This is a genomic window from Halomonas sp. KO116 (genome assembly GCF_000734975.2).
In the GTDB taxonomy this organism is placed as follows: domain Bacteria; phylum Pseudomonadota; class Gammaproteobacteria; order Pseudomonadales; family Halomonadaceae; genus Vreelandella; species Vreelandella glaciei.
In genome coordinates this window covers 4,453,880-4,480,141 of record NZ_CP011052.1, presented here as the reverse complement: position 1 = coordinate 4,480,141, position 26,262 = coordinate 4,453,880, and the positions used below count along the sequence as shown (strand labels likewise).

Below are 26,262 nucleotides of genomic sequence, written 5' to 3'. Positions count from 1 at the left end.
GTGGTTAATTTACGGCGTGCTGTGTCGATTAACAAACAGCGATATTTTGCCCGAGCCATTAGAAAAATTTGGGGGTCAAGGTGGTGCGTCCCTACCTACCGTTAAAAGCACTGCGCGCCTTTGAAGCGTCGGCCAGGCATTTAAGCTTTACCCGAGCATCTGAAGAGCTGCACGTCACCCAGGCCGCGGTTAGCCATCAGGTGAAGCTGCTCGAAACGCAGTTGAAGGTGCCGCTGTTCAAGCGCTTGCCTAGGGGGCTAATGCTGACTCAGGAGGTTGAGCTGCTGCTGCCGGTATTGAAGAGTTCATTTGATCAGATCTCCCACACCCTGGAGCGGGTGGGCGAGAGCAGCTACCGGGAAGTGCTAAATGTCGGAGTGGTCGGAACCTTTGCCGTCGGCTGGCTGCTGCCAAGGCTGGCGGATTTTAAGGACCAATACCCGTTTGTCGATTTGCGCCTTTCCACCCATAACAACCGGGCGGATATTGCGGGCGAAGGGCTCGATTTTGCTATCCGCTTTGGCTCCGGGGCCTGGCACGCTACCGCGGCGCAGCCGCTGCTACCGGCGTCACTTTCGGTCATGTGCACGCCGACCATTGCTGCGCGGCTTAACACGCCAGCCGATCTATTAGGCGAGACCTGGCTGCGCTCTTATCGCGCCGATGAGTGGACAGAGTGGCTATTAGCGGCGGGGCTGCCGCGCAGCTTTGCGATGACTAACAGCATTGTGTTCGACTCTTCCATCGCTATGGTGGAAGCCGCGATACAAGGGGCAGGCGTGGCGCTGGCGCCACCGCTGATGTTCCCCCGTCAACTGAGCAGCGGCGCGCTGGTACAGCCTTTCGACACTGCTGTCAGTTTGGGAGGTTACTGGCTTACTCGCCTACAGACACAGCCTGAAACACACGCCATGGCCTCTTTTCGCGAGTGGCTGCTCACGGCGATTAATCGTCGAGACGCTGATAGCTGAGCAGCGCGGTTGACGTTGAGGGCTTAGTGGCTATGACCATGATCATCGTGGTCGTGGTCGTGGTCGTGGTCGTGGTCGTGGTCGTGGTCGTGGTCGTCATGCCCAGGCTCTGCCAACGCATCGTGCAGCACCTGGGCATTGTGGCGCATCATCCCCAGGTAGGTGCTGGCTTCGCCTTCTGTTGCCAGCGCATCCGCGTAGAGCGTGCCCGCAATCGGCAGGCCGGTCTCTTCGGCTAGCTGGGTGATGATCGACTGATTGGTCATGTTCTCGTGGAACAGCGCCTTCACGTTCTCCTGCTCAATCACATCCACTAGCGCCGCCATGCTGGCACCGCTTGGGTCAGCTTCCGTAGAAAGCCCCACGGGAGAAAGGAAATTCACCCCGTAGGCGCTTGAGAAGTAGCCGAAGGAGTCATGGCCGGTAATTACGCTGGTGGAAGCCGGTATCTCGTCAATCAGCGCACGAATTTCAGCGTCGACCTCCGCCATTTCCTGTAAATACTGCTCCGCATTGGCGCGGTAGGCATCGGCGTTATCGGCATCGGCGGCGACTAACCCATCGCGGATATTGGCCACATACACTCCGGCTTGGTGCATATCCTGCCAAGCGTGGGGATCTTGATTGCCATGGTCGTGACCGGCGTGATCATCGGCATGGTCGTCATGGCCATGGTCATCGTGACCGTGCTCTTCATGATCGTGTTCGTCATGACCATGATCGTCATGCTCTTCATGTTCAGCGAAAGCGCGCGCCTCAATACCATCGGTGGCGGTGACCAGAGCGCCGGAGTAGTCGCTGGCGCTAATCAAACGCTCCATCCAACCCTCAAATAGCAGGCCGTTAAAGACCACTAAATCAGCGTTCGCCAGGGAGCGTGCATCGCCGGGGCTGGGGGAGTAAACATGGGCATCGCCATCGGCAGCGACCAGGGAGGTCACGTCAACGTGGTCACCGCCGACGTTTTCCACCATATCCGCCAGGATAGAGAAACTGGTTACCACCTGAACGCGCTCATTAGCCATGGCCGCAGGCAGCGCCAGCATAGCGGACACCCCTACTAACCAGCGTGAAGACCGAGATGATAAAAGGGTAAGCGACATACAACACTCCTTACGATAAGCATGAAAACAGGCAATTAAGACCCTTGCTACGCTGCCAGCGGCGTTGTTTTACGTCGCAGCTTGGCTGCCAAACTGTGGTAGCGACCAAACAGGGCCGAAAAGAGATAACCGAACCCGGCCAGCAGAATAATGCTCGGCCCCGAAGGGATATCCAGATGAAAAGAGAGCAGCAGGCCGCCGGTACTCGCCACCATGGCCAGCACAATCGCGATGCCGATCAAGCCTTCTAAGCGTTTACTCCAAAAGCGTGCCGAGGTGGCGGGCAGCATCATTAAGCCCACGGCCATTAACGTACCCAGCGTTTGAAAGCCAGCAGTGAGATTCAGCACTAGTAGCCCCAAAAACACGCTGTGTACCCAACCGCTGCGGCGGCTCTGGCCACGCAAAAAAAGCGGGTCTAGGCACTCCACGACCAAGGCGCGAAAGACTACCGCCAGAATCAGCACAATCAGCGTACTAATACCCGCAATCAGCAGCAGCGCGGTAGAATTGATCGCCAGAATTGAGCCGAACAGCACATGGGTAAGATCCACGCTGCTGCCGCCTAGCGAGATCAGCATCACGCCTGCGGCCAGGGAGATAATAAAAAAGCTCGCCATGGCGGCATCTTCGCGCTGGCCGCCCATTTTCGAGACCGCCCCCGCCAGCAGCGCGACCATTAACCCAAACAGAACCCCGCCAATGCTCATAATCGGCAGCGAAAACCCTGCCAGCAAAAAGCCTAACGCGACCCCGGGCAAAATGGCGTGGGCCATGGCATCGCCAATCAGGCTCATACCGCGCAGCACCAAAAATACACCCAGCGGCGGCGCAGCCAATGAAAGCGCCAATCCACCCACCACCGCGCGGCGCATAAAGCCGTAATCGAACGGGCTGACAAACCACGCATTAAGCAGATCCAACATGGCGACCTCCCATGGTAAACGGTACTACCTGAGCGGGTGCGTGTTGATGGGTCAGCGCACTGGGCGCGACCCAACGGCCGTGGCCGCCGTTGAGCATCAGCACTTCATCGGCCAGGCGGCGCAGGTGATCCATATCGTGGAGCACCACAATGATCGTCGCGCCGTCGTCGGCCATCTGGCGCAAAATGCGGATCAAAATATCCACGGTTTCGCTATCCACATTGGCAAACGGCTCATCGAGCAGCAGCAGCTCGGCTTCCTGCATTAGCGTGCGGCCAATTAACGCGCGCTGGCGCTGGCCGCCGGAAAGCTCGCCCAGCGGGCGGTGGGCCAGGTGGGAAATACCCAGCCGCGCCATAATCTCGCGGCCCTTGCGGTAGTGCGCTGCGCAGTAGCCGGTTAACGCGCCGTGGCTGGGCCAACTGCCGGTCATCACCAGCTCTTCCACGCTCATCGGGAAGGTCAGGTCCAGCGCTAACTGCTGGGGCAGCCATGCTCGGCGCTCTTTGGCGACGGTACAGACCACTTCGCCGCTAATAGGTCGAAGTTCGCCCATAATCGCCTGAATCAGCGTGCTTTTACCGGCGCCGTTAGCGCCGATCAGCGCGGTAATGGCGCCCGGCTTAAAGTCGCCCTCAAGGTGTTCCAGCACCGTGCGGCGCGCCTGGGCCAGGTGCAGATTGTGCAGCTGCAAGCGTGATAAAGAGCGCTGACTCATCCTAACCACCCGCCAGCCCAAACCACCAACACCCAAAGCGCCAACAGCGGCACGGCAACAAACAGCAGCCGTTTAACAGCCGATAGCGACATCAAGGAGAAATGGCAGGGGCCCTCCTTATTATGGCGGTGCGTATGCTCACTCATCAAGCGGCCTCGTATAATGACGAATAGGTTATAACATAACGTTTGGCAAAGCCAAAAAATTGCTGGGTATTTTACGCGTTCACGCCGCACAGGCAAAGATAAAGCGCTGGCGGAAAATCGCCGCCAGCGCTTTAGAGGAGTAACAAACAGGGAGAATCAGTAGCGCCAGGTAGCCCCCAGCTGCTGTGGCCCCACGTTGAACGCATATTCACCGGGGATGGTAATCGGCCCTAGCGAGAGGTTAGCGGGCTGGAAGCGATTAATCGCCGAAGACGCCTGATTGGGCTGCGACCAAATTTGCAGCTCGTTAACCAGCATGCCGGTGGCAAAGTTGATAGCGCCGTCGCTTTCCCGGCCATCGGCGGCAATCACCGCACCCGCCACGCCATTGACCACCAACGAGCTCACCCGGGCGCCCCAGCCGCGCCGTTCGCGTTCGGCTTGGGCGAGCTGCAAGCCCAGCGCCTGCACGCCGCTTAAATCGCCGCTGGCTTTCAAACGCTCATACTCGGCCAGTGCCGCCGGGTGTGGCTGGCGATCCGTCAGCATACCGGCCACGGCCAGGGCGGATTTCACCACGCCCACCCGGGCATCAAAGCGGTCATCCGGGTCACTCGCCTCGCTCGACTGGTAAGCGTTGACTGCCAGGCTTGTGCCGTAAACGCCTGTCCAGCCCCACTGCCAAACGTTGGCGTGGCTGGCGCCGTTCTCAAATACCTCATCGTATTCACCCCACTGCCCATCTGTTTGTGCCTGGGCTTGTAGAGAGACAGGCATAACGACCACCAGGGTGGTCACTAGCGCGGCGAGAAGACGAAAAGCATGCATGAAGAGGTGCCTATATAGGGGAGCGGTAGCGCTAAGCGTAGCACGCAAATCAAATCAGCCGAGGGTGGATTCAGGGTTGGCGAAGTATGACTAAGGTCAATGGCGCTTAAGCATAAAGAATGATTAGATGAGGTATTGGTAAAACGGTGGAGGGGAGGCGGTGATTTACTATCACTACTGGGGTAAAGCGCAAGCTAAAGGGCAGAGTGTAGAGTGTCATCTATTGCCGTATCACAACCTAGATGTTGCTGCGGTGGGCTGGTTGCTGCTTTCGCCGGATAGACCGCTGACACAACGTCTGGCAGCGCAACTGAGTCTTGAACCTGAAGTGCTACGTCAGCTATTGGTTTTTTGGTTGGGCTTGCACGATATCGGTAAGTTCTCCCGAACTTTTCAGGGGCTTTTTCAACCCGTCTCAAGCTTGGCATTAGTCCCTCCCGCTGCGCAATATGCCTATACCGAGCGCCATGATCGCTTGGGTGATGTGGTTTGGGAGGCTAAATGGCTAGACTGGTTTGAAGATGGCACGTTGCAGTGGTCAGTAAGCTTGACGCGCGCTGAGCGCAAAGCGCTTCGCGCAGCTTTTTCTGTTCTCTCACCACCCTTTTTTGGCCATCACGGTCAGCCAGTAAGCGCAGGCAATATCGACATAGAGAGGTTTTTCTGTCGTGATGAACACGCTGATGATGTAGAAGCAACGCGGCAGTTTATTGCCGATTGGGCCAACGTCGTTCCGCCAGAGTGGCCAATCGAGCAGCTGTTTTCAGAAGAATGGGTTTATGCCCTGCAGACGCTAAGCTGGTCAATCGCAGGCTGGGCAACTTTAAGTGACTGGCTGGGCTCGAACCAGGATCACTTTCCCTATTGTCAGAAGAGAATACCGCTCGCCGATTATTGGCAAATTGCGTTACACAATGCTGAGAAAGCATTGGAAGAAACAGGGTTTAACAAGTTTTCCGAACCGTTGCCTTACGCAGGTATGGCCGACTGGTTTGACAAGCAATCCATCACGCCAACGCCCTTGCAGCATGCCGCCGAGACAGTAGCTCTCACGGATGGGCCGCAGCTGTTTATCTTGGAAGATGTTACCGGTTCAGGAAAAACCGAAGCCGCCTGTATTCTGACTCAGCGCCTATTAGCAGCAGGACACGGCGATGGGCTCTATTTTGCACTGCCCACGATGGCAACCTCTAACGCCATGTACTCACGGCTGGGCAATTTGCATCGCCGCTTTTATACCGCTGACTCTTCTCCCTCCTTTGTTCTCGCCCATGGTGCGCGGGATTTAAACGATGACTTTGTCGCCGCCGTTGCCGCGACTCAGCCTGCTGATTTGGATTACACCGCTAGCGAGCTCTCTGCCACCAGTCGCTGCAATCAATGGCTAGCGGATTCGCGTAAAAAGGCGCTGCTGGCAGAGGTGGGCGTAGGCACCATCGACCAAGCCTTAATGGCCATTTTACCGTTTCGCCACCAGTCGATGCGTTTGTACGGGCTGGCGCGCAAGGTATTAGTGATTGACGAGGTTCACGCCTACGACAATTACATGCAAACACTGCTTAGCCAGCTGTTGGCCTACCATGCCCGGCAGGGCGGTAGCGCGATTCTGCTAACTGCCACGCTTCCCCGCGCCATGCGCAGTGCCTTAATGGCTGCCTGGCAAACGGGACTTGGCCAGCCAGCAACGAAACCACAAAAAGATGACTTTCCGCTACTGACCCATGTGAGCGAAGGGCAACCGTTGGAGCTGCCGCTAGGATCGCGCAAAGAGGTGTCCAGAAGCGTTGAAGTCGCTTGGCTAACCGAAGAGGAGCAGGCGATAGAAGCGGTGATAGAAGTAGTGGAGGCCGGTGAGTGTATCGCTTGGGTGCGCAATACAGTAGATGACGCTATTCGCGCATTCGAAGCCATTGCTGCTCGCCACCCAGAGCCTGAGCGCTGCCTACTGTTTCACAGCCGCTTTGCAATGGTCGATAGGCAGCGCATTGAGTCCCAGGTCATCGAGCGGTTAGGTAAAGACTCAACGCCTGAAGTGCGTAAGGGGCAAGTGTTGGTCAGCACGCAGGTATTTCAGGAATCGCTGGACTGTGACGTGGATGTGATGATCAGCGATATCGCACCCATTGATCTACTTATCCAGCGGGCAGGGCGATTACAACGCCATCAGCGTGGAGCGCGCTGCCTGCCGCGCCTGCTGGTACTAGCGCCGCCCTGGGCGGAAGATCCCGATGAGCATTGGCTCAAGCGCACGCTGCCAGGCACCCAGGCGGTTTATCGCGACACATCGTTAAGCTGGTTAACTCAGCGGGAGCTGCGTCGTTTGGAAGCAATCCGTATGCCCGAAGAGGCGAGAGATCTTATTGAAGGTGTTTACGGCCCCGTATCTGACGATATTCCTGATGCTCTGCAGGCAGCGCGCTATGAACAAAAAGGAATGCAGAGAACGGCGGGCTCGATGGCAAACTTCAACGCACTCAACCTTGAAGAGGGCTATGTAAAAAGCGATCAGTGGCAGGAAGAGCAAGAGATAGGCACAAGGCTGATGGACGAGCCCACGGTTAATGTTGTGCTGCTGTCACTCACCGATGATAACGAGCTGGCGCTCTGGGCGGGTGCGCGCCGCCATGCCGATATGCTTAGCCAGGTGAAGCTACGCCAAAGCCAGGCCGCCAAGTTGGTAACACTGCCAAGCCGTTATGAAAGCCAGTGGCTTGCCCTTCAAGAGCGTTATAAAGCGCTGAAGTATACCCAGCCCTGGCTGCCCGGTGATGACGCTGCTTGTGACTACGACACCCAGTGGGGAGTTAGGCTAGGTGGTAAGGAGAAAGCGCCATGATGTGTTTAGTACTTGTTTGGCTAAAAACGCAGACTTCTTTAATTCTGCTAAGTAATCCCCGCTTGTGCGGGGAGCGTTCTTCGACTCTGGACAGAACCGGTTGATCTCCGCTGCGGCAGAGAAGTGAATATCTTACATCACGATTGACATTTTACGCATGTGGAGAACATACTGCCCAAGCATTCTAAATATTAATCTATCGAAACTGGATAGAACCTTATTTTTATGAGTGCATAGAACGGCGACTGATCACCGAACCATGCATTGTTGCTCGCAACGACAAGTTAAGGTTTTCGGTGCTACTACGCAAGTAGAGGTCGTCTACTTCGGATACAACGCCTTCGCAGGAGGCAAAAATGATATTTCGACGTTACCGAAAAACCAAAGATGGAAGGGTGCTTGATGCGCGTGACTATGGCTATGAAGCTTGGCCAATCACGCCTCGGCCAACACGCAAAAGTAAGAAACCAAAGAAATAGTTGATTGTATTGGCTGGTCTCAGTAATGAGGCCAGCTTTTTTAATTTATAGCATTTCTGAGGTGCTCATGAACCTACTTGACGACCCGTGGTTACCCTTCCTGTTGAAAGATGGGAAGGTAGAGAATCGCCCTGCTTCAGCCGTGGCTGATTCTGATGTAATTAACCTTGCTCTACCGCGAGCGGACTTTCAAGGAGCAGCATACCAGTTCCTGATCGGTCTGCTGCAAACCGCACTGCCGCCGAAAACTCACGACGACTGGCTTGATCGATTGCTTGAAAGACCCAGCGTTGAAGAGTTAGGCAAGGCGTTTGCACCTTTCAGTAGTGCTTTCGAACTGGACGGCGACGGCCCCCGTTTTATGCAGGATCTTGATCCGCTTGAGGATGTAAACAACGCCACCGTCAGCGGTTTATTGATTGATGCCCCCGGTGCTAACGGCATCAAAAATAACACCGACTTTTTCGTCAAGCGCGGCCGTGTTGAGGTGATGTGTGACGCCTGCGCGGCCATAGCGCTCTACACCATGCAGATTAACGCACCTGCGGGCGGTGCCGGTATCCGGGTGGGCCTGCGGGGTGGTGGCCCACTAACCACGCTGGTGATGCCGGAGTCATCCGATGCAAGTCTGTGGGAGCGGCTGTGGCTAAACGTCATTACGCAGAAAGAAGCCATCCAGAAAGGGCAGCAGTGGTCGACGCCGCATCCAGAAGAACCTTCACTATTTTTCTGGATGGCTGATACGCGGGTAAGCGATAAAAAAGGCACCGAAGTGCTACCTGAAGACACCCACCCATTGCACGCCTATTGGTCGATGCCGCGCCGCTTTCGGTTGCTATTTGAAGATGCAGATGAGTGCCCGTGCGATATTTGCGGACGAAAAACACAGCGGGTCGTGCGCGAATTACGCGCTAAAAAACAGGGGGCCAACTACGACGGCCCTTGGTTACATCCGCTAACCCCCTACCGACGTGATCCCAAAAAGCCCAATGAACTGCCGCTTTCAAGTAAAGGTCAGCCGGGTGGGCTTGGCTATCGCCATTGGTCAGGCTTTGTACTGAATGATGAAGAAAGCAGTGGCGCAATCGCGGCAACGGTTTTAAAGAGCTACCTCGACAAACAAGACGTAGTAAAGCAGGAACGTCGCTTTGATAAAGGCATTCCAGAGCTGTTGAGAGAGGCGCGTCTATGGGTCTTTGGCTACGACATGGACAATATGAAGCCGCGCGGCTGGTACAGCATCGAAATGCCCCTGGTGGACATTCCACAAGGTCAGCAGGAAAGGCTCCGCGCCTGGGTTCACCAACTGACCGAGCTATCACGCAATATTGCCTGGATGGTTCGCACCCAAGTTAAAAACGCTTGGTTTTCGCGGCCATCGGATGCCAAGGGTGATATGAGTGCCATTGATAACCAATTTTACGATGTAACCCAGCCTGGGTTTTTTAAAGCGTTGTTAGCCCTTCAGCAGGTGCTGCAGCAAGACTCGCCACCTCCGCATATTCCTCCCGATATCGCAGAGCGTTGGTACTTCGCCCTTAAGCATGAAGCTATGCGCGTATTTGAAGAACTGGCACTAAGCGGTGCCCAGGAAAGCATGGATCTTGAGCGTGCTACCGCTGCCCATCGGCAGCTGCAAAGCTTTCTTGGTGGTAAGAGCAAAGGTAGCAAAGTGGTGAGTGACTTTATCCAACAGGGTGATTTTGACCCCTCCGCGAAGGCCAAGCGTAATGCGGCCTCTGCTGCAACAACGACAGGAGACGCCTGATGAGTAATGTGGAGACGCCGGAAACAATCGAAAAAGAAGATATTTTGTCCGAGGCGGAGAAAAAAGCGCTCGTCGCTTTGAAGTTGGATGAAGCCGCCGCCCTGCGCCGCTGGTGGCAGCGTTTGACGTTAACCCCACAGGCTTTGAAAGCATTCACCCCCCAGCCGCCACTGCCCCGAGGTGTCCGAGCAGTACTGCGCCGCTGTGATAGCGCGGAAGCAGCGATGTTAACTCAAGGTTTTCGTGAGCTTTGGGCGATGCTACCGGAGACGACGAAACAAACGGATTATCGCGATGAAAAATTACAAGTTTGGTCATGTATTGCGTTAATCGCTGCGGAGCTGCGCGAAGAAAAGAAGAGCGCATCGTTAGCCGCGCGCCTTGGTCAGCAAAAAGAGCAAACCGGTAAACCGTTAATGAGTGAGCTTCGGTTTCAGCAGCTGCTTTCCTGCCGTACGCCTGAAGAGTTTATCCAGCGCTTACGCCGCGCGCTGGCGCTTGCGGATAAGAGGGATGTCAGTGTTGTACTGCTGGCGAGTGTTATCTCACTCTGGTGGCGTGAACATCGTGGACGTTTATCTGCCAAGCCTACCCAGCGGCTTGGATTTGTACTGGCAAATGACTATTTCGCAGCAACATCTCGCTATAGCCACCGCGGCGACTGATTTTACGACTGACTATCACCCTTTCTAGTTTCATATGGAAATCACTAACGGAGTTATCCATGAGCCACTTTATTCAACTGCACCTGCTGACCTCTTATCCGCCCGCCAACCTGAACCGTGATGACCTGGGCCGCCCCAAAACTGCCTTGATGGGGGGGGCTAAGCGTCTACGTGTCTCGTCACAAAGCCTTAAGCGTACTTGGCGTACCTCTGCGCTCTTTGAAGAAGCGCTGGCTGGGCATGTGGGCACGCGTACTAAGCGTCTGGGCAAAGAAGCTTACGATCAGTTAGTAGAAAAAGGCGTTGATCAAAAAATGGCGGGGGCTTGCGCAGAAAAAATAGCGGGCGTGTTTGGCAAGCTGCGTAAAGTAGAAAAAGGCGAAGCTAAAGAGTTTGAGATCGAGCAGCTAGTGCACGTTGGCTTGGAAGAACGCCAAGCGATCAGCGAGCTGGTGGAAACGCTGGCGGAAGAAAAACGCGAGCCCAACGATGATGAATTAAAGCTCTTACGCCACAAACCTGCTGCCGCCGATGTAGCGCTGTTTGGCCGTATGCTGGCCGCCGTTCCTGAATATAACGTCGATGCCGCCTGCCAAGTGGCCCACGCCATCACCGTGCATGCCGCTGAAGTAGAAGATGATTATTTTACCGCTGTCGATGACTTAAATAGTGGTGATAAAGACCGGGGCGCGGCTCATATCGGTGAATCTGGCTTTGGTGCCGGGCTGTTCTACCTCTACATCTGCATCGACCGACAGCAGTTGGTGGAAAATCTGCAAGGTAACAGTGAATTAGCCGACCAAGCGATTGCTGCATTGGTGGAAGCCGCGGTTAAAATGTCGCCCAAAGGCAAGCAAAACAGCTTTGGCTCCCGTGCCCATGCGAGCTACGTGCTGGCGGAAAAAGGTAACCAGCAGCCGCGCTCACTCTTCACCGCTTATCTGCGCCCGGTGACAGGGCAAGATCAAGCACTCGATGCCATTAAGCGTATTGAAGAACAGGCCAACGCTTTTGATAGTGCCTATGACGCAGGCGCTGACAGCCGCTTTGTTGTTAGTGCCGAGCCTAGTTATGAAACACCACAGCTAAAAGGCAATGTTAAAAAAGGCAGCCTGACTGATCTGATCGCTTTCTTGAAAGCTGACCAATAAGGGGGCGGCATGACCGACTATCTTATTTTTCGGCTCTATTCGCCCCTAGCCAGTTGGGGGGAAGCCGCCGTTGGTGAAACGCGCCCTACCGCGACTTACCCTGGTAAAGGTGCCGTACTGGGTTTGCTTGGGGCTGCGCTGGGTATTCGCCGAGACGACGATGCAGGCCAAATGCAACTGCGGGAAAGCATTGCCATGGGCGTAAAACAGTACACACCCGGTATGCTGATGCGCGACTACCACACAGTGCAGATGCCTGCCGCGCAGTCAAAAGTGAGCTATCACACCCGCAAAGAAGAGTTAAGCGCGCCGCGCGATGCGCTGAAAACGATCCTCTCTAGCCGGGACTATCGCTGTGATGGTCTATGGACAGTAGCTGTGTGGCTAACGCCAGCGTCAACCCTCACGCTTTCTGAGCTTGAGCAAGCGCTAAAAACACCCCATTACCCACTTTATCTAGGGCGAAAATCCTGCCCGCCCGCTGCGCCGCTTGCACCCCAGCGTCGGCAGTGCAACACGCTTAAAGAAGCGCTTGATATAGCGTTCCCTAAGCTAGCGGTCAATTGCCAAGCAGACAGAAAGGCTCTGCGTTTTCCCGATGAAGCGCTCTACGCCTGGGAGGGAGAAGCCAGTACGTTAGACGGCAATGATCAGGCAGCAGAGTACAACGATGTGTGGGATTTGCCGTTGAATCGTCGGCGCTGGCAGTTTGGCCCCCGGTTAGAGTTTCGCCGGGCCATAGCAGCAGAGGAGGCGCGCTAATGTATCTCTCACGTGTACGTGTTGACCTGAACGGGCTGTCTCGCGACAAGCTGTTTGATGTGATGAACGCTGAAGCCTATACGGCTCACCAGCTTTTATGGCAGCTATTCCCTGACTACGAAGGGCGACGGCCCTTTGTCTTTAGGCAAGAGCTGGAAGAAGCCGAAGAGAGTAGAGGCCCCAAAGGACTACCGCTATTTTATGTTCTTTCAGATCGTGAACCTGTATCAGTGGCAGGCTTACTGACTGCAGAGAGCAAACCCTACGCGCCAGAACTCAAGGTGGGCGAGAGACTGGCATTTCGCCTACGCGCTAACCCCACAATGGCGATTTCCGTGCCTGGACAACGTGGCCAGCGTGCCGATGTGTTAATGGCAGCTAAAAAGCCATTCCCGCCGGGGCAGCGCACCAGCCAGGCCTGTGTTGATGCGATGAATGGCAAAGCCCGTGAGTGGCTCGAAAACCGCGCTGAAACATGGGGCTTTAGCTTGCCGGTTACGCCAGAGTTGGGTGCCTACCGCCAGCATGTGCTGAATAAAGGGAGCGGCAAGCCGGTTCAGTTCTCAACGGTGGATTACGAAGGCCTGCTGGAAGTTACCAATCCAGGAAAGCTAGTCGAAACAATGGCCCACGGCATTGGGCGGGCCAAAGCATTTGGTGGTGGTTTGCTACTACTGCGCCGACCTTAGGAGACCAACATGGGCTTTATTCCGCTAAAGCCCATTCCCGAAAAAGACCGAATGTCGATGATTTTTATCGGGATGGGGCAGATAGATGTACGCGACGGTGCTTTTGTCGTCATAGATGAGGTGAATGGCGAGCGCATGCATATCCCGGTGGGTTCGGTGGCTTGCCTGTTGCTTGAACCGGGTACGCGGGTTTCACATGCCGCAATAAAGCTGGCGGCTACGGTAGGCACATTACTGATTTGGGTAGGGGATGCTGGCGTACGGCTCTATAGCGCTGGCCAACCGGGTGGTGCGCGGTCAGATAAATTGCTCTATCAGGCGCAGCTGGCGTTGGATGAAAAGCTACGCCTTAAAGTAGTGCGAAAGATGTTTGAACTGCGCTTTGGTGAAGAGCCTCCTTCGCGTCGCAGCATCGAGCAACTGCGTGGTATGGAAGGCGCAAGGGTGCGCAAAACATATCAACTGTTAGCTAAACAGTATGGCGTTAAATGGAACGGACGCCGTTACGATCCCAAACAGTGGGAGGCTTCTGATGTTGCAAATCAGTGCTTGTCTGCTGCCACGGCTTGTCTCTATGGCATAACCGAAGCGGCTATTTTGGCGGCAGGCTACGCCCCCGCGATTGGCTATCTGCACACCGGCAAACCGTTGAGCTTTGTGTACGATATTGCCGACATCGTGAAGTTTGAAACGGTAGTGCCTGCGGCCTTTCGAGTGGCGGCGCGCAATCCGCCCATGCCGGAAAGAGAAGTGCGTATCGCTTGCCGCGATGCGTTCAAGCAATCCCGCATACTCCAGCGCTTAATCCCCATGATCGAAGATGTGCTTGCCGCTGGTGATATTCAGCCGCCGCCACCAGCACCTGATGCAGTACCGCCTGCGATTCCCGAACCCCCTTCGGTTGGCGATGCCGGGCATAGGAGCGGATAAATGGCAATGCTCGTGGTAATTACAGAAGCTGTACCACCGCGCCTACGCGGCAGGTTAGCAGTGTGGCTCTTGGAAATTAGAGCCGGTGTTTACGTTGGCGATGTGAGCCGGCGCATCCGCGAAATGATTTGGGAGCAGGTAGAAGCCCTGGCAGAAGATGGCAACGTAGCAATGGCCTGGGCCAGCAACCATGAATCAGGGTTTGAGTTCCAAACCTATGGTGAAAATCGCCGAGAACCGGTCGACCATGACGGACTACGTTTGGTGCGCTTTTTGCCGCCACAAGTTAACTAATTGATTTTATTTGATCTTTAATAATTTAATGTGGTTAAAAAGTAAGCAAAATAGCTGGTGGGTTTTTTATCTGCTATTTTCTTTTTGTAGATCAACTATCTACAGCAAGTCCGATCCCCGCACGAGCGGGGATGAACCGACGCCTCCACCCACTGAGTCACTGAACAAGTACCGATCCCCGCACGAGCGGGGATGAACCGGTTTGCCGCGTGATGTAATAAAGTTGAATCTTCCGATCCCCGCACGAGCGGGGATGAACCCACATCTAAATGCCGCTGAATATATTCAGCAATCCGATCCCCGCACGAGCGGGGATGAACCGCGGATTTAAACGGCGCAGAGCATCAAGAGCTTCCGATCCCCGCACGAGCGGGGATGAACCGCCGTATGCGAAGCGTGAGAGCAACATTGCACGGCCGATCCCCGCACGAGCGGGGATGAACCGGCTGGCGGGCGGGATCTGCACCCACGTCGGGCCCGATCCCCGCACGAGCGGGGATGAACCGCCCCATATCTTTTATGGGGCTTTTTTATGTCCCCGATCCCCGCACGAGCGGGGATGAACCGCTTACAGGCGCGGCTGCCGACCTGCTTAACGCCCGATCCCCGCACGAGCGGGGATGAACCGACTTGATGGGCAATGAATAAGCCATTCGATTACCGATCCCCGCACGAGCGGGGATGAACCGCTGAAATACCCCCCGGCCATCTTCGGCATAAACCGATCCCCGCACGAGCGGGGATGAACCGAAATTATCTACAATCAGAAGCTTACAGGCGCGCCGATCCCCGCACGAGCGGGGATGAACCGTCGTAGAAATTCAGCGTGTTGGGGAAGCCGAACCGATCCCCGCACGAGCGGGGATGAACCGTTTCATATCAGCGGTTCCGCATCTCCAGCTCACCGATCCCCGCACGAGCGGGGATGAACCGTGGTGAATATGCCCGTGCCTAAGATGCGGGCTCCGATCCCCGCACGAGCGGGGATGAACCGAATATGCACGTCCGGATGGGCGCAGGTTCATACCGATCCCCGCACGAGCGGGGATGAACCGAGCCGTGATATGGGCATGTCTTGGTTATCGGTCCGATCCCCGCACGAGCGGGGATGAACCGGCTCGTATGTTTATGTCGCTGCTACCGCCTGACCGATCCCCGCACGAGCGGGGATGAACCGCCCTATTAATCGATGGGGCTTTTTAAATGGCACCGATCCCCGCACGAGCGGGGATGAACCGTAGATAGATGCCCTATCGCCCCGGCCTATACCCCGATCCCCGCACGAGCGGGGATGAACCTTTATTATCACTAGACAAACCAGGGTAATAAACCCGATCCCCGCACGAGCGGGGATGAACCGTTACAACAAAAGCGCCAAAGCCGAAACCAAAACCGATCCCCGCACGAGCGGGGATGAACCGTGATCGAACAAGCCCGCGCCGAGTCGCGCAAACCGATCCCCGCACGAGCGGGGATGAACCGACCGTTATAGGCACGGATAGAAACAGCGGTCGCCGATCCCCGCACGAGCGGGGATGAACCGCTCTCTGGTATCCAAATAACTGGCTTCACTAGCCCGATCCCCGCACGAGCGGGGATGAACCGTGCTTACGATGCGTCGCCCGTTTTACAGCGGTCCGATCCCCGCACGAGCGGGGATGAACCGCCTGCACAACGTGTCAGCACTGCAGCTTGTTACCGATCCCCGCACGAGCGGGGATGAACCGGTTGGAGCCTGCTGTTGTGTCACCCGTTGGTACCGATCCCCGCACGAGCGGGGATGAACCGCATACGAACGGAGTTTGCTGGAATGAAGCTCGCCGATCCCCGCACGAGCGGGGATGAACCGCGGGCACCGCCGACTGGGTTCTCTGTGTTGCGCCGATCCCCGCACGAGCGGGGATGAACCGGCGTAATAGAAGTAAAAGCCTCAGTAGCAGCACCGATCCCCGCACGAGCGGGGATGAACCGCGCTAAACCGCAAAGGCAACGCGCTGGAAGCGCCGATCCCCGCACGAGCGGGGATGAACCGATGTAGTTATCATCAGCGGTCACTTCACCCATCCGATCCCCGCACGAGCGGGGATGAACCGACGCCCTGAGTGAGCGAGTGCGGGCTGCGGTTCCGATCCCCGCACGAGCGGGGATGAACCGCTCTTTTTGCACCAGCTCGTCGCGCTTTTGCGCCGATCCCCGCACGAGCGGGGATGAACCGTCTTTGCTCTCCACCTCGTCGGCGTACTCCATCCGATCCCCGCACGAGCGGGGATGAACCGCATCAGTAGGCGTCAGGGCTGCAAGATCAAAGCCGATCCCCGCACGAGCGGGGATGAACCGGCGCTGATTGATGACTGCCTCAAGGACTGGACCCGATCCCCGCACGAGCGGGGATGAACCGGATGAAAAAGATGCGGCTTTTTATTCGTAGCGCCGATCCCCGCACGAGCGGGGATGAACCGGCATACACTTCATCGGTGTAGTGACCGCCTGACCGATCCCCGCACGAGCGGGGATGAACCGCAAGTGGCTGTGTCGCCTGGGTATACCACGGACCGATCCCCGCACGAGCGGGGATGAACCGTCAGGCAGATTGAATCGTTTAGCGAGATCATCCCGATCCCCGCACGAGCGGGGATGAACCGATGGCGGGGATGGTGAAGATGATTCTGGCGGCCCGATCCCCGCACGAGCGGGGATGAACCGGCCAACGGCTGCGCGATCGACAGCCAGGCCAGCCCGATCCCCGCACGAGCGGGGATGAACCGTTCTGGCCCATTACGTTCCCAACACAATCAACCCGATCCCCGCACGAGCGGGGATGAACCGGCTGGCACGGGCAACTGCCGGTCCATACAGGACCGATCCCCGCACGAGCGGGGATGAACCGTAGTCCATCTCCCGTGGTTTTGTCGAACTGTCCCGATCCCCGCACGAGCGGGGATGAACCGATGATAGCAGCGGAACGCGGTGAAACTATGCGCCGATCCCCGCACGAGCGGGGATGAACCGATCACGCCGAGGCCGAGCGCGAGCTGGAACGCCCGATCCCCGCACGAGCGGGGATGAACCGGCATTCCCCGCACCATCGTTGCCGATACGCGACCGATCCCCGCACGAGCGGGGATGAACCGCCTCCTGCGTGCCTTCGACGCGCTCTTATGTCCCGATCCCCGCACGAGCGGGGATGAACCGACTACAGGTTCCACTTCTTCCCCTGGTTTGAACCGATCCCCGCACGAGCGGGGATGAACCGGCGTGGTTCTAATGGCTACGGACACTGAGTACCCGATCCCCGCACGAGCGGGGATGAACCGGTGGTTTTGGATCTGAAATTGGTAGCCGGGGGCCGATCCCCGCACGAGCGGGGATGAACCGATGATGGGCAGACTTTCCCTTGGACGTTAATGCCGATCCCCGCACGAGCGGGGATGAACCGTCGCCCGCGTTGGCCTTTCGGGCCAGCGTTGACCGATCCCCGCACGAGCGGGGATGAACCGAATGCGAACAGCTAGCGGCGCACGTTGAACGCCCGATCCCCGCACGAGCGGGGATGAACCGGCTATAGCTGGGGCACGCCCACGGATGCATTGCCGATCCCCGCACGAGCGGGGATGAACCGGGAACTCGGCTACCATGTCGTCGGCCAATGCCCCGATCCCCGCACGAGCGGGGATGAACCGAGAACTCTCCGACGTCATAAACAGCCTCGCCTGCCCGATCCCCGCACGAGCGGGGATGAACCGTCGGTTCTGGCGCAGCTCGATATGTTCCGTCGCCGATCCCCGCACGAGCGGGGATGAACCGCTGCCCATGTAGTCGGTCTGCAGGGTCACGGACCGATCCCCGCACGAGCGGGGATGAACCATGTTCATGATGGCGCGTTCGCCGTCACGCGTGCCGATCCCCGCACGAGCGGGGATGAACCGAAGAGGAAGCACCAGGTGGTAGCAATTCATGGCCGATCCCCGCACGAGCGGGGATGAACCGGACGGGAACGGCATATCTGCGGGTTCTATTGACCGATCCCCGCACGAGCGGGGATGAACCAGACTATTTCAAGCGACTCGCGATCTTGATGAACCGATCCCCGCACGAGCGGGGATGAACCGCAGCTGCGCACGATCGGCATGCTGGACGCCAACCGATCCCCGCACGAGCGGGGATGAACCGCTCACATACATAGAGCCCACCGCCAAGGGCAACCGATCCCCGCACGAGCGGGGATGAACCGATGGCGTGGGTATCTCTCCAACTTCTATATCACCGATCCCCGCACGAGCGGGGATGAACCGATGCATTAGATGGGTGGAGGTCATCAAATAACCCGATCCCCGCACGAGCGGGGATGAACCGATTCATTAAACAATCCTCACAACACGCAGCACCTGATCCCCGCACGAGCGGGGATGAACCGGATTGTTCAGGGTTGGGGCTTTCCAATAGACGCCGATCCCCGCACGAGCGGGGATGAACCGGATCTCGGGAGAATCCCCAAGCCGACAGACCTCCGATCCCCGCACGAGCGGGGATGAACCGTTTTCATCAACCTGAACTACTTTGATGAGATTCCGATCCCCGCACGAGCGGGGATGAACCGGTCCTTATTCTGGCGAGTATGAACCTTTTGAACCGATCCCCGCACGAGCGGGGATGAACCGTTTGGTGAAAATGTAGAGGCTGAGTTGGCGGGCCGATCCCCGCACGAGCGGGGATGAACCGGCTTAATTTTAATAATCATATAAAAAGCTAGCCCGATCCCCGCACGAGCGGGGATGAACCGCCAAAAACATCAGAAGACAGCAGCTCGATCGGCCGATCCCCGCACGAGCGGGGATGAACCGGCATGAGCCGCGAAGCCATCGACTCAATTAAGCCGATCCCCGCACGAGCGGGGATGAACCGTACCTACCAGGAGTTAGTCCCCATAAATTAAGCCGATCCCCGCACGAGCGGGGATGAACCGTTAATCACCAAGGGAGACTGCGAGGAGAGCAACCCGATCCCCGCACGAGCGGGGATGAACCGATATGGCTGAACGTACAGGGATGACAGAAGCTCCGATCCCCGCACGAGCGGGGATGAACCGGCCAGCCCGGTAGAGCAGCGCAAAGCCCTAGACCGATCCCCGCACGAGCGGGGATGAACCGTCTCGTTAATCATTTTGGCGGTCAACTGCACACCGATCCCCGCACGAGCGGGGATGAACCGGTTCAGTGTGGCACCCATGATGGACTGGACGGCCGATCCCCGCACGAGCGGGGATGAACCGCCTGTATGCCGCCCACCATCCTTGCGTCGAATCCGATCCCCGCACGAGCGGGGATGAACCGCTGCCCTACCGGCTCCCCGCGCATCTTCTCGCCCGATCCCCGCACGAGCGGGGATGAACCGGCGGTATTTTTGTCTCCTCATAAAAAATATGACCGATCCCCGCACGAGCGGGGATGAACCGAATTGGGTCGGGAGCTGTCGTCGTCATGCCGCCCGATCCCCGCACGAGCGGGGATGAACCGCCTGATGTGATTGTCTCCCCCGTTCTGGCAGACCGATCCCCGCACGAGCGGGGATGAACCGGGGATAGAAAATGCTCGACATGTTGGGCCATGCCGATCCCCGCACGAGCGGGGATGAACCGATTCGAGCGCTAGGAATTCACCGTCCCGCTGGCCGATCCCCGCACGAGCGGGGATGAACCGTAACCACGAGTGGCGACTTTGTTAATCTCCCACCCGATCCCCGTACGAGCGGGGATGAACCGAAACCAACCAGGGCAAGCCCTGCGGCGGCTGGCCGATCCCCGCACGAGCGGGGATGAACCGCCGAAGGACCCGGTGAGCCCTGGTCGTACCATCCGATCCCCGCACGAGCGGGGATGAACCGACTAGTGTGCGTGTATATTGTGATGTTTTCATCCGATCCCCGCACGAGCGGGGATGAACCGTAGCGCCCGTCACCCACCGCAGCTATACCCTCCCGATCCCCGCACGAGCGGGGATGAACCGTGGCTAAAGAAGCCGCTGAGAAGGCCGAGACACCGATCCCCGCACGAGCGGGGATGAACCGACTGATCACTATCCAGGCGCGACCGGATGCCCCCGATCCCCGCACGAGCGGGGATGAACCGCGGTTATTCGGCAGCGAGAGCAGCCAGGCGCTCCGATCCCCGCACGAGCGGGGATGAACCGCCAAAGACCTAGCCGCAGACGACTACCGCGCCCCGATCCCCGCACGAGCGGGGATGAACCGCCTAGAGCGGCTACTGCTACTACTGCACCCACCCGATCCCCGCACGAGCGGGGATGAACCGGTAAATAAAGAGGCCCATGGTCAGAACTCCACCCGATCCCCGCACGAGCGGGGATGAACCGATTCATTTATGATCGTTTTCTCTTAAATTGGGCCGATCCCCGCACGAGCGGGGATGAACCGCCGGTGATTTTTCAGCGCCGGCGCGATTACAACCCGATCCCCGCACGAGCGGGGATGAACCAGCGTCAGCTGCCTCTTCACTCATCACGCAAGCCCGCTCCCCTCGCTCGCGGGTCTTAACATAATATCTGCCGCCCAGGCAGCCTAAAGGGGCGTGAGCGAAAGCTACCTTCTATCAGTGCAATTATCAGGATGGTAGAGATACTCCCATTCTGAAGAGTGGCTAGGAACCACAAAAAAAAAGCCACCGCGCGTTGGGTGGCTGTGCATGCTTAATGGGGCAAAACGTTAGGTGTTAATCTTCTTTCGGCGGGGTTTCCATGGCGCGTTTGTCGTCGGGAACTCTGACGATGTGGCCGATATCGAGCTTGCTGTGGCTTTGGTGGCGGCCGCCTTTGGCGTCGATGATCGCGACGACTTCACCAATGCTTACTGCGTCATCTTCGCGGTATGCTTCTACCTTGATGCGTACCATGACGCCTTGGTAGCGGGCAGAAATAATGTCGCCTGGGTCGGGGGCGTTATGGTCGGGGTCGTTTTTAAAGTACTCCGCTACGCTGGCGCTACCTGGGTTATCCCATTCTATATGCTGATGCATCGTCGTCTTCCTTGTTACGTTGGATGTCGCTTTAGTGTAGTGCGTTCAGCTGCTTACTTCATCAGGGCTTTCTTCGACAGGCATTGCTTGTTCCGCCGTCTCTTCAGCTGCCGCTACATTATTGGGCTGACCCACGTACTGAAATAAGAAGTTGAGTGCGGCGGGTAGGCTGGCGCGCCAAACCTGCCATGTGTGGCCGCCGGGGTAAAGGTCGAGCCTTACGGCGTTGGGTTGAATGCGCTCCATGGCTTGACGGAGTAAGCGGGCGTGAAATTCTGCGTCGTAAACGTCGCTCCGCCCGGCGCTGATATACAGTGGTACGAGGGGAAGGTCGCCTTCTTCATCGGTGCCGCGGGGGGTGACACGCAGGCGGTATTCTTCTAAATGGGCGGTGTAGTTGAGGGTTTCCCAAAGCTCGCGGTCAAATTGCCCTTGGTCATTTATAAAGGCTGGGTGGCGCCAGGCGGAGGAGTTGCGCGGTGGTAGGGGGACGTAGCTTGCGGGGCTTAGCGCCGCGACGGCAGCAAATAAATCAGGCCGTTCTAGGGCGAAGTTAAGCGCGCCGTAGCCACCGGCGGAAAGCCCCGCTACGCCACGTAGGTGGCGTTCTTGCCCAACGCGATAGGTAGCTTCCACGTGGGGCATTAGGTCATTAAAAAAAGCGCTACGGGCGGGTTCGTTGTGGCCATCTACCCACCAGCTGCGGCTACCGGGCATAATGAAAACTGCTGGGGGGATATGCCCTGCGCGAATTAACCTGTCGGCTACCTGTTGAAGATTGCCGCGGGAAACCCAGTCGCGGTCGGTGCCAAAGGAGCCGTGTAGCATGTAAATGACGGGATAGGGCGTGGTTGCCTGGGTGTCATAATTATCAGGTAAATAAACGCTATAGGGGTAGTCGTAACCGAGGGTGGGTGAGGAAAAGTGATGGTGCTCAACGTCGCTTGCCAAGCTGTGCCCGCTGAGTGTTAGCCACCCAATCAAAGTGGTGAGTAGGGTGCGACATCGGTAGGAGAGGAAAGGTGGTTTTGGGATGAACACGTTTTCTCCGGAATTAAAATAGTTTAATAAAGTCGGACAGCGCGACGGCAATGGTTGTTCATCGTAGTTATGCCAAGTTGTTATGCAGACTCGTTACGCAGCATAGTTACACAGAGTAGTTATGCAGAATAGCAGGTTAGGCGTATGTAGCGGCGGGAGGCCCAATGCGAAAAGTTGAAGAGATCTATTGGTTGCGCGCTTACGGCTGTATAGCCGTTTTTTTGTTTCATTTATTAGATCACGTCAATCAACGCCTCGATAATGTCGCCACTGATTTAATGCGCCTGCCGTTAGTGCTGGGTACGCCAATCTTTTTGTTTATATCGGTCTTTGTGTTTGCTGTTCGCTACGATAAATCCGTGCCGGAGGGGTTTCTTACTCAGCGCGTAAAGTATGTGATGGTGCCGTACTTTGTGTATGGCTTTATTTATTCCACCGCTGAATGGTTAAGCCAAAAGACGTCGGATGAGCCGGTGGGGTTCGTGGCTAATGCTATCGAGTATTACGTTTATGCGGGCTGGCATGGCTATTTTTTGATTATTGCGATGCAGTTTTACGTGGCTTATTGGCTGTTTACCCGCTGGCAGCTGTGGCGATTAAATCCGGTGCCATGGTTGTGGGGTGCCTGCGTCATCAGCATGGCGTATTGGGGGCTGGCTTATTGGTTTGATGTTGATTTGCCCGGCTACCTGCTGTGGATCGCCCCGCTGGGGTGGATCTATGTGTTTTTCCTGGCGCTGGTGCTAGTGCGCTACTACCCGCTAGCCCCAGAGGGGGTACTCGCTGAGCGGCCCACCTGGATGCAGCAATTGGCGCACCCGGCGTGGTTGGTGCTGTTGGTGGCGCTACTTATAGCGGCGACGTTTGCGGGTTGGCTGGCGTTTTCATCCAAAGAGGTGTGGGTGATCCCATTCTTCGTGCTGTTTACGCTTTGCGCCATGCGTTATTTGGCTGGGCGCCCGGCGCCGTTGTGGGTGCGCCACATCAATGCGTATTCGTTTGGGATTTACTTGGCCCACCCCATGTTCTTTGTGCTTGCCGATCTGGTGGTTGAGCCTTTGTCGTTGCCGATTGGCGTGTATGCGCTGGTACTCATCGTCGTGGGTCTCGTCGGGTCGGTGGCCCTTAATAAATTGGCGAATACCACCACGCTGGGAGCGATGCTGTTTGGCAAGCGCTTGAAGGTTCGTTAATGGGAAAATGTTAGTGCATAAATCGAAAGGCACGGCTTACCGCTTCGATGTGTAAGCGAGATCCGGGTCGTTAGGCAGCATGGCGGATGGGTATTCATCGGCCTGGCTAAGCAAGCGGCCGCTGTACGTTTTTAGGCGAGTGGGGCAGTCATGCAAGCGCTGTAAAAAATCGTCAATCGCGCTGGCGTCATCCAGCTCAGGATCAAATCCACCTAAGCGCTCAAGCCAGGCCCGCCTGACGGCGATGTAGGGCGGTAACAGCAGCGTGCTTGCCAATAAGCGGCGCAGGATGCGTTTGGCTAATGATGGCTGAGCAAGGCCAACAATTAAGGCATCAAGGCTGTAGGTGTTCAATTGCGGGTAGAGTGAGCCCCAGAGGCTGGCAGGCAGTGGCTGTTTCTGCAGCGCAATAATTAACCACTCAGCTTGGCTGGCAAAGGCTGCTTTATTGAGGCGTGCGCCTAGTGGTAGCTTGGGGGTGATCAAGCAATGAGTGTGGTAACGCTGCTCAATCGAGCTGAGACGCGCATGGGCTTGCGTGCTCGTTACCAAAATGGGCAGCAAGTGGTCGGCTACGCCAGAATCACGTATGGATTTTAAGTGGCGTGGCAACATGTTACCCGTCACCATGGCATCAACGATAAAGCAAACCGATCCCATTTGCCGACTCCGATTGTGAGCAAATCTATCAAATTGTAATTTATTGTAGTAGCTGGCTTATTTGCGTAGCAAGTAAAAAAACTTGCGAGCCAAAAAAGAGGGCTCACTATTATTTATGCACTTTATTGGCGCATAAGGCATTATTTTTGCTCTGTATTGGTGCGTCATGCCTTTCTTAAACAGCTTCCGGGCCTGTATTTAGCCGCTTTGCGTCATCAAGAGGCATCCTGATCCACTTTTTAACAGTTATAAAACAATTGGTTGCTGTTTTTCTATGCCATATTGGTGCAGAGTTGGCATGCTCTCTGCATTATATTTGCAAGCGGCTAGCGGGCCGTAGGCATAAGTCCTACGACGTGCTAAAACGATAGCCGGTTTGAAATGCTCGCTGAGCGATTTGTTCACTAATGTCAGGCAAACGTTGAGCGAACAAGAATGACAAACGTGCGGTTTAGCGCGTATTTTGTCGAACAACACATTTATCGGTAGCTTACAGTCGTTAGCTTTAAGCCACGCTCATACCGGAGGACTCTATGTCAGCCAAGACTCTCGCGCTAATTGAAGAACATGATGTTAAGTGGGTAGATCTGCGTTTCACCGACACACGCGGCAAAGAACAGCACGTTACTGTGCCTGCTCGCGATGTGAACGAAGAATTCTTTGAGAATGGCCAGATGTTTGATGGCTCTTCTATCGAAGGTTGGAAGGGCATTAACGAATCCGACATGATTCTGCGCCCGGAAGATGGCACTGGCTATCTCGACCCCTTCACCGAAGATGCGACGCTGGTGCTGCGCTGCGACATCATCGAGCCGGCCACTATGCAGGGCTACGATCGTGACCCGCGCTCCATCGCTAAGCGCGCTGAAGCTTATCTAGAGTCTACTGGCCTGGGCGACACCGCGTTTTTCGGTCCTGAGCCTGAATTCTTTATTTTTGACGAAGTACATTGGAAGTCTGACATTCAGGGCTCCATGTACAAAATCACGTCTGACGAAGGCGCCTGGGCGACCAATAGCCAGGTAGAAGGCGGCAACCTGGGCCACCGCCCGCGCGTTAAAGGCGGCTACTTCCCGGTTCCCCCGGTTGATAGCTTCCACGATATTCGTGGCGCGATGTGTAACACCCTGGAAGCGATTGGTCAGACGGTCGAGGTTCACCACCACGAAGTTGCCAACGCGGGTCAGAACGAAATCGGCGTTAAATTCAACACGCTGGTGAAGAAAGCTGACGAAGTTCAGGAAATGAAGTACGTGATCCACAATGTGGCGCACGCGTATGGCAAAACGGCGACCTTTATGCCGAAGCCGCTGGTAGGCGATAACGGTTCTGGTATGCACGTTCACCAGTCGTTCTGGAAAGGTGGTGAGAACCAGTTCGCCGGTGACGAGTACGCTGGCCTGTCTGAAATGGCGCTTTTCTACATCGGCGGCATCATCAAGCACGCTCGTGCCCTGAACGCCTTTACTAACGCTTCTACCAACTCGTACAAGCGTCTGGTGCCAGGCTTTGAAGCGCCGGTAATGCTGGCCTACAGTGCCCGCAACCGTTCTGCTTCAATCCGTATTCCTTACACCGCTAGCCCGAAAGGCAAGCGCGTTGAGGCTCGCTTCCCTGATCCGACTGCCAACCCGTACCTGGCATTCTCTGCCATGTTGATGGCCGGTATCGACGGTATCAAGAACAAGATCCATCCTGGCGATGCTATGGATAAAAACCTGTACGACCTGCCGCCAGAAGAAGGCAAGCTAGTACCGACCGTAGCGCACAGCCTGGATCAAGCACTGGAAGCCCTCGATGCTGACCGTGCGTTCCTGACCGAAGGTGGCGTGTTCACCGACGAAATGATCGATGCCTACATCGAGCTCAAGATGGAAGAAGTGGAGCGTATCCGTATGACGACGCACCCCATCGAGTTTGATATGTACTACAGCTGCTAATCAGCGTATTAACCCCTAGCCTGGCTGCTATTATCAGCTAGGCGCTGGTAACAGTTGATAAAGACGCAGTTGATAAAAATGCAGTTGATCAAAATAGTATCAAAACCCCGCTTCGGCGGGGTTTTGTCGTTATTG

Annotated in this window: 19 protein-coding genes and 1 CRISPR repeat array; of the genes, 11 read left to right on the top strand and 8 right to left on the bottom strand. The window is 56.4% G+C overall.

Translation table 11 applies throughout. The annotated features are described in order from the left end of the window. The first annotated feature begins 80 nt into the window (after positions 1-80). Positions 81-971 carry a LysR family transcriptional regulator gene (locus KO116_RS20495; protein ID WP_035564092.1) on the top strand — a complete coding sequence of 297 codons (891 nt, stop codon included), beginning with the start codon at positions 81-83 and terminating at the stop codon, positions 969-971. 23 nt (positions 972-994) lie between these two features. Here KO116_RS20495 and KO116_RS20490 read toward each other — a convergent pair whose 3' ends face one another. The 5 genes from KO116_RS20490 to KO116_RS20475 all read right to left on the bottom strand — a co-directional run bounded on the left by KO116_RS20490 (position 995) and on the right by KO116_RS20475 (position 4,692). Continuing rightward, on the bottom strand, positions 995-2,074 hold the full coding sequence (locus KO116_RS20490) for a metal ABC transporter solute-binding protein, Zn/Mn family (protein ID WP_035564094.1): 1,080 nt from the start codon (positions 2,072-2,074) through the stop codon (positions 995-997). Between the two features lie 47 nt (positions 2,075-2,121). Then, positions 2,122-3,000, bottom strand: a complete 879-nt coding sequence (locus tag KO116_RS20485) for a metal ABC transporter permease (RefSeq protein WP_035564097.1) — start codon at positions 2,998-3,000, stop codon at positions 2,122-2,124. Then, positions 2,984-3,718 (bottom strand): metal ABC transporter ATP-binding protein, encoded by a 735-nt coding sequence (locus tag KO116_RS20480; protein WP_035564100.1) that lies wholly within the window; start codon positions 3,716-3,718, stop codon positions 2,984-2,986. Before KO116_RS20480 ends, KO116_RS20485 begins: the two co-directional genes overlap by 17 nt. Continuing rightward, positions 3,715-3,864 carry a hypothetical protein gene (locus tag KO116_RS25540; protein WP_170938615.1) on the bottom strand — a complete coding sequence of 50 codons (150 nt, stop codon included), beginning with the start codon at positions 3,862-3,864 and terminating at the stop codon, positions 3,715-3,717. The genes KO116_RS20480 and KO116_RS25540 overlap by 4 nt, the downstream gene beginning before the upstream one ends. Positions 3,865-4,020: 156 nt before the next feature. Continuing rightward, positions 4,021-4,692 (bottom strand): hypothetical protein, encoded by a 672-nt coding sequence (locus KO116_RS20475; RefSeq protein WP_035564103.1) that lies wholly within the window; start codon positions 4,690-4,692, stop codon positions 4,021-4,023. Positions 4,693-4,852: 160 nt separating this feature from the next. Here KO116_RS20475 and KO116_RS20470 point away from each other — a divergent pair, with 160 nt between their 5' ends. From KO116_RS20470 to cas2e, 8 genes are all read left to right on the top strand, one after another. Further along, on the top strand, positions 4,853-7,528 hold the full coding sequence (locus KO116_RS20470) for a CRISPR-associated helicase/endonuclease Cas3 (protein ID WP_035564106.1): 2,676 nt from the start codon (positions 4,853-4,855) through the stop codon (positions 7,526-7,528). Between the two features lie 546 nt (positions 7,529-8,074). Then, positions 8,075-9,775 carry a type I-E CRISPR-associated protein Cse1/CasA gene (gene casA / locus KO116_RS20465; RefSeq protein WP_035564143.1) on the top strand — a complete coding sequence of 567 codons (1,701 nt, stop codon included), beginning with the start codon at positions 8,075-8,077 and terminating at the stop codon, positions 9,773-9,775. After that, positions 9,775-10,440, top strand: coding sequence for a type I-E CRISPR-associated protein Cse2/CasB (casB, locus tag KO116_RS20460; RefSeq protein WP_008958402.1), 666 nt, complete (start codon positions 9,775-9,777; stop codon positions 10,438-10,440). The genes casA and casB overlap by 1 nt, the downstream gene beginning before the upstream one ends. Before the next feature lie 59 nt (positions 10,441-10,499). After that, positions 10,500-11,591 carry a type I-E CRISPR-associated protein Cas7/Cse4/CasC gene (gene cas7e, locus KO116_RS20455; protein WP_035564109.1) on the top strand — a complete coding sequence of 364 codons (1,092 nt, stop codon included), beginning with the start codon at positions 10,500-10,502 and terminating at the stop codon, positions 11,589-11,591. A gap of 9 nt (positions 11,592-11,600) precedes the next feature. Next, the gene (cas5e, locus tag KO116_RS20450) at positions 11,601-12,353 is read left to right on the top strand and encodes a type I-E CRISPR-associated protein Cas5/CasD (RefSeq protein ID WP_035564111.1); all 753 of its coding nucleotides are present in this window, start codon (positions 11,601-11,603) and stop codon (positions 12,351-12,353) included. Next, positions 12,353-13,042, top strand: a complete 690-nt coding sequence (cas6e, locus tag KO116_RS20445) for a type I-E CRISPR-associated protein Cas6/Cse3/CasE (RefSeq protein ID WP_035564113.1) — start codon at positions 12,353-12,355, stop codon at positions 13,040-13,042. The genes cas5e and cas6e overlap by 1 nt, the downstream gene beginning before the upstream one ends. A 9-nt stretch (positions 13,043-13,051) precedes the next feature. Then, on the top strand, positions 13,052-13,972 hold the full coding sequence (cas1e, locus tag KO116_RS20440) for a type I-E CRISPR-associated endonuclease Cas1e (RefSeq protein WP_035564115.1): 921 nt from the start codon (positions 13,052-13,054) through the stop codon (positions 13,970-13,972). Further along, positions 13,973-14,266 carry a type I-E CRISPR-associated endoribonuclease Cas2e gene (gene cas2e, locus KO116_RS20435; protein ID WP_035564117.1) on the top strand — a complete coding sequence of 98 codons (294 nt, stop codon included), beginning with the start codon at positions 13,973-13,975 and terminating at the stop codon, positions 14,264-14,266. Between the two features lie 110 nt (positions 14,267-14,376). Further along, a CRISPR array of direct repeats spans positions 14,377-20,757; the repeat unit is 29 nt; unit sequence CCGATCCCCGCACGAGCGGGGATGAACCG. A gap of 233 nt (positions 20,758-20,990) precedes the next feature. Here the strand turns inward: cas2e and KO116_RS20430 are convergent. Together KO116_RS20430 and KO116_RS20425 are read right to left on the bottom strand one after the other, a co-directional pair. Beyond that, a complete protein-coding gene (locus KO116_RS20430) occupies positions 20,991-21,293 on the bottom strand; it encodes a hypothetical protein (protein ID WP_035564119.1) in 303 nt (100 codons plus the stop codon). A 45-nt stretch (positions 21,294-21,338) separates the two neighbouring features. Further along, positions 21,339-22,334, bottom strand: a complete 996-nt coding sequence (locus KO116_RS20425; RefSeq protein ID WP_035564121.1) for an alpha/beta hydrolase — start codon at positions 22,332-22,334, stop codon at positions 21,339-21,341. 164 nt (positions 22,335-22,498) lie between these two features. Between KO116_RS20425 and KO116_RS20420 the strand changes: the two genes are divergently transcribed. Then, entirely contained in the window at positions 22,499-23,527 is a 1,029-nt protein-coding gene (locus KO116_RS20420) for an acyltransferase family protein (RefSeq protein WP_035564123.1), read from the top strand. 36 nt (positions 23,528-23,563) lie between these two features. On the opposite strand, the gene KO116_RS20415 is transcribed toward KO116_RS20420, so the two are convergent. Continuing rightward, complete coding sequence (locus KO116_RS20415) at positions 23,564-24,187, bottom strand: hypothetical protein (protein WP_035564125.1); 624 nt, start codon at positions 24,185-24,187, stop codon at positions 23,564-23,566. A 533-nt stretch (positions 24,188-24,720) separates the two neighbouring features. Between KO116_RS20415 and glnA the strand changes: the two genes are divergently transcribed. Continuing rightward, positions 24,721-26,127 (top strand): glutamate--ammonia ligase, encoded by a 1,407-nt coding sequence (gene glnA / locus KO116_RS20410; protein WP_008956934.1) that lies wholly within the window; start codon positions 24,721-24,723, stop codon positions 26,125-26,127. Positions 26,128-26,262: the final 135 nt, after the last annotated feature.

Excerpts from the sequence above, each read along its gene's own strand:
- KO116_RS20490 (WP_035564094.1), bottom strand. The coding sequence starts at position 2,074 with ATGTCGCTTACCCTTTTATCATCTCGGTCTTCACGCTGGTTAGTAGGG.
- KO116_RS20485 (WP_035564097.1), bottom strand. The coding sequence starts at position 3,000 with ATGTTGGATCTGCTTAATGCGTGGTTTGTCAGCCCGTTCGATTACGGC.
- KO116_RS20480 (WP_035564100.1), bottom strand. The coding sequence starts at position 3,718 with ATGAGTCAGCGCTCTTTATCACGCTTGCAGCTGCACAATCTGCACCTG.
- KO116_RS25540 (WP_170938615.1), bottom strand. The coding sequence starts at position 3,864 with ATGAGTGAGCATACGCACCGCCATAATAAGGAGGGCCCCTGCCATTTC.
- KO116_RS20475 (WP_035564103.1), bottom strand. The coding sequence starts at position 4,692 with ATGCATGCTTTTCGTCTTCTCGCCGCGCTAGTGACCACCCTGGTGGTC.
- casA (WP_035564143.1), top strand. The coding sequence starts at position 8,075 with ATGAACCTACTTGACGACCCGTGGTTACCCTTCCTGTTGAAAGATGGG.
- casB (WP_008958402.1), top strand. The coding sequence starts at position 9,775 with ATGAGTAATGTGGAGACGCCGGAAACAATCGAAAAAGAAGATATTTTG.
- cas7e (WP_035564109.1), top strand. The coding sequence starts at position 10,500 with ATGAGCCACTTTATTCAACTGCACCTGCTGACCTCTTATCCGCCCGCC.
- cas5e (WP_035564111.1), top strand. The coding sequence starts at position 11,601 with ATGACCGACTATCTTATTTTTCGGCTCTATTCGCCCCTAGCCAGTTGG.
- cas6e (WP_035564113.1), top strand. The coding sequence starts at position 12,353 with ATGTATCTCTCACGTGTACGTGTTGACCTGAACGGGCTGTCTCGCGAC.
- cas1e (WP_035564115.1), top strand. The coding sequence starts at position 13,052 with ATGGGCTTTATTCCGCTAAAGCCCATTCCCGAAAAAGACCGAATGTCG.
- cas2e (WP_035564117.1), top strand. The coding sequence starts at position 13,973 with ATGGCAATGCTCGTGGTAATTACAGAAGCTGTACCACCGCGCCTACGC.
- KO116_RS20430 (WP_035564119.1), bottom strand. The coding sequence starts at position 21,293 with ATGCATCAGCATATAGAATGGGATAACCCAGGTAGCGCCAGCGTAGCG.
- KO116_RS20420 (WP_035564123.1), top strand. The coding sequence starts at position 22,499 with ATGCGAAAAGTTGAAGAGATCTATTGGTTGCGCGCTTACGGCTGTATA.
- KO116_RS20415 (WP_035564125.1), bottom strand. The coding sequence starts at position 24,187 with ATGGGATCGGTTTGCTTTATCGTTGATGCCATGGTGACGGGTAACATG.
- glnA (WP_008956934.1), top strand. The coding sequence starts at position 24,721 with ATGTCAGCCAAGACTCTCGCGCTAATTGAAGAACATGATGTTAAGTGG.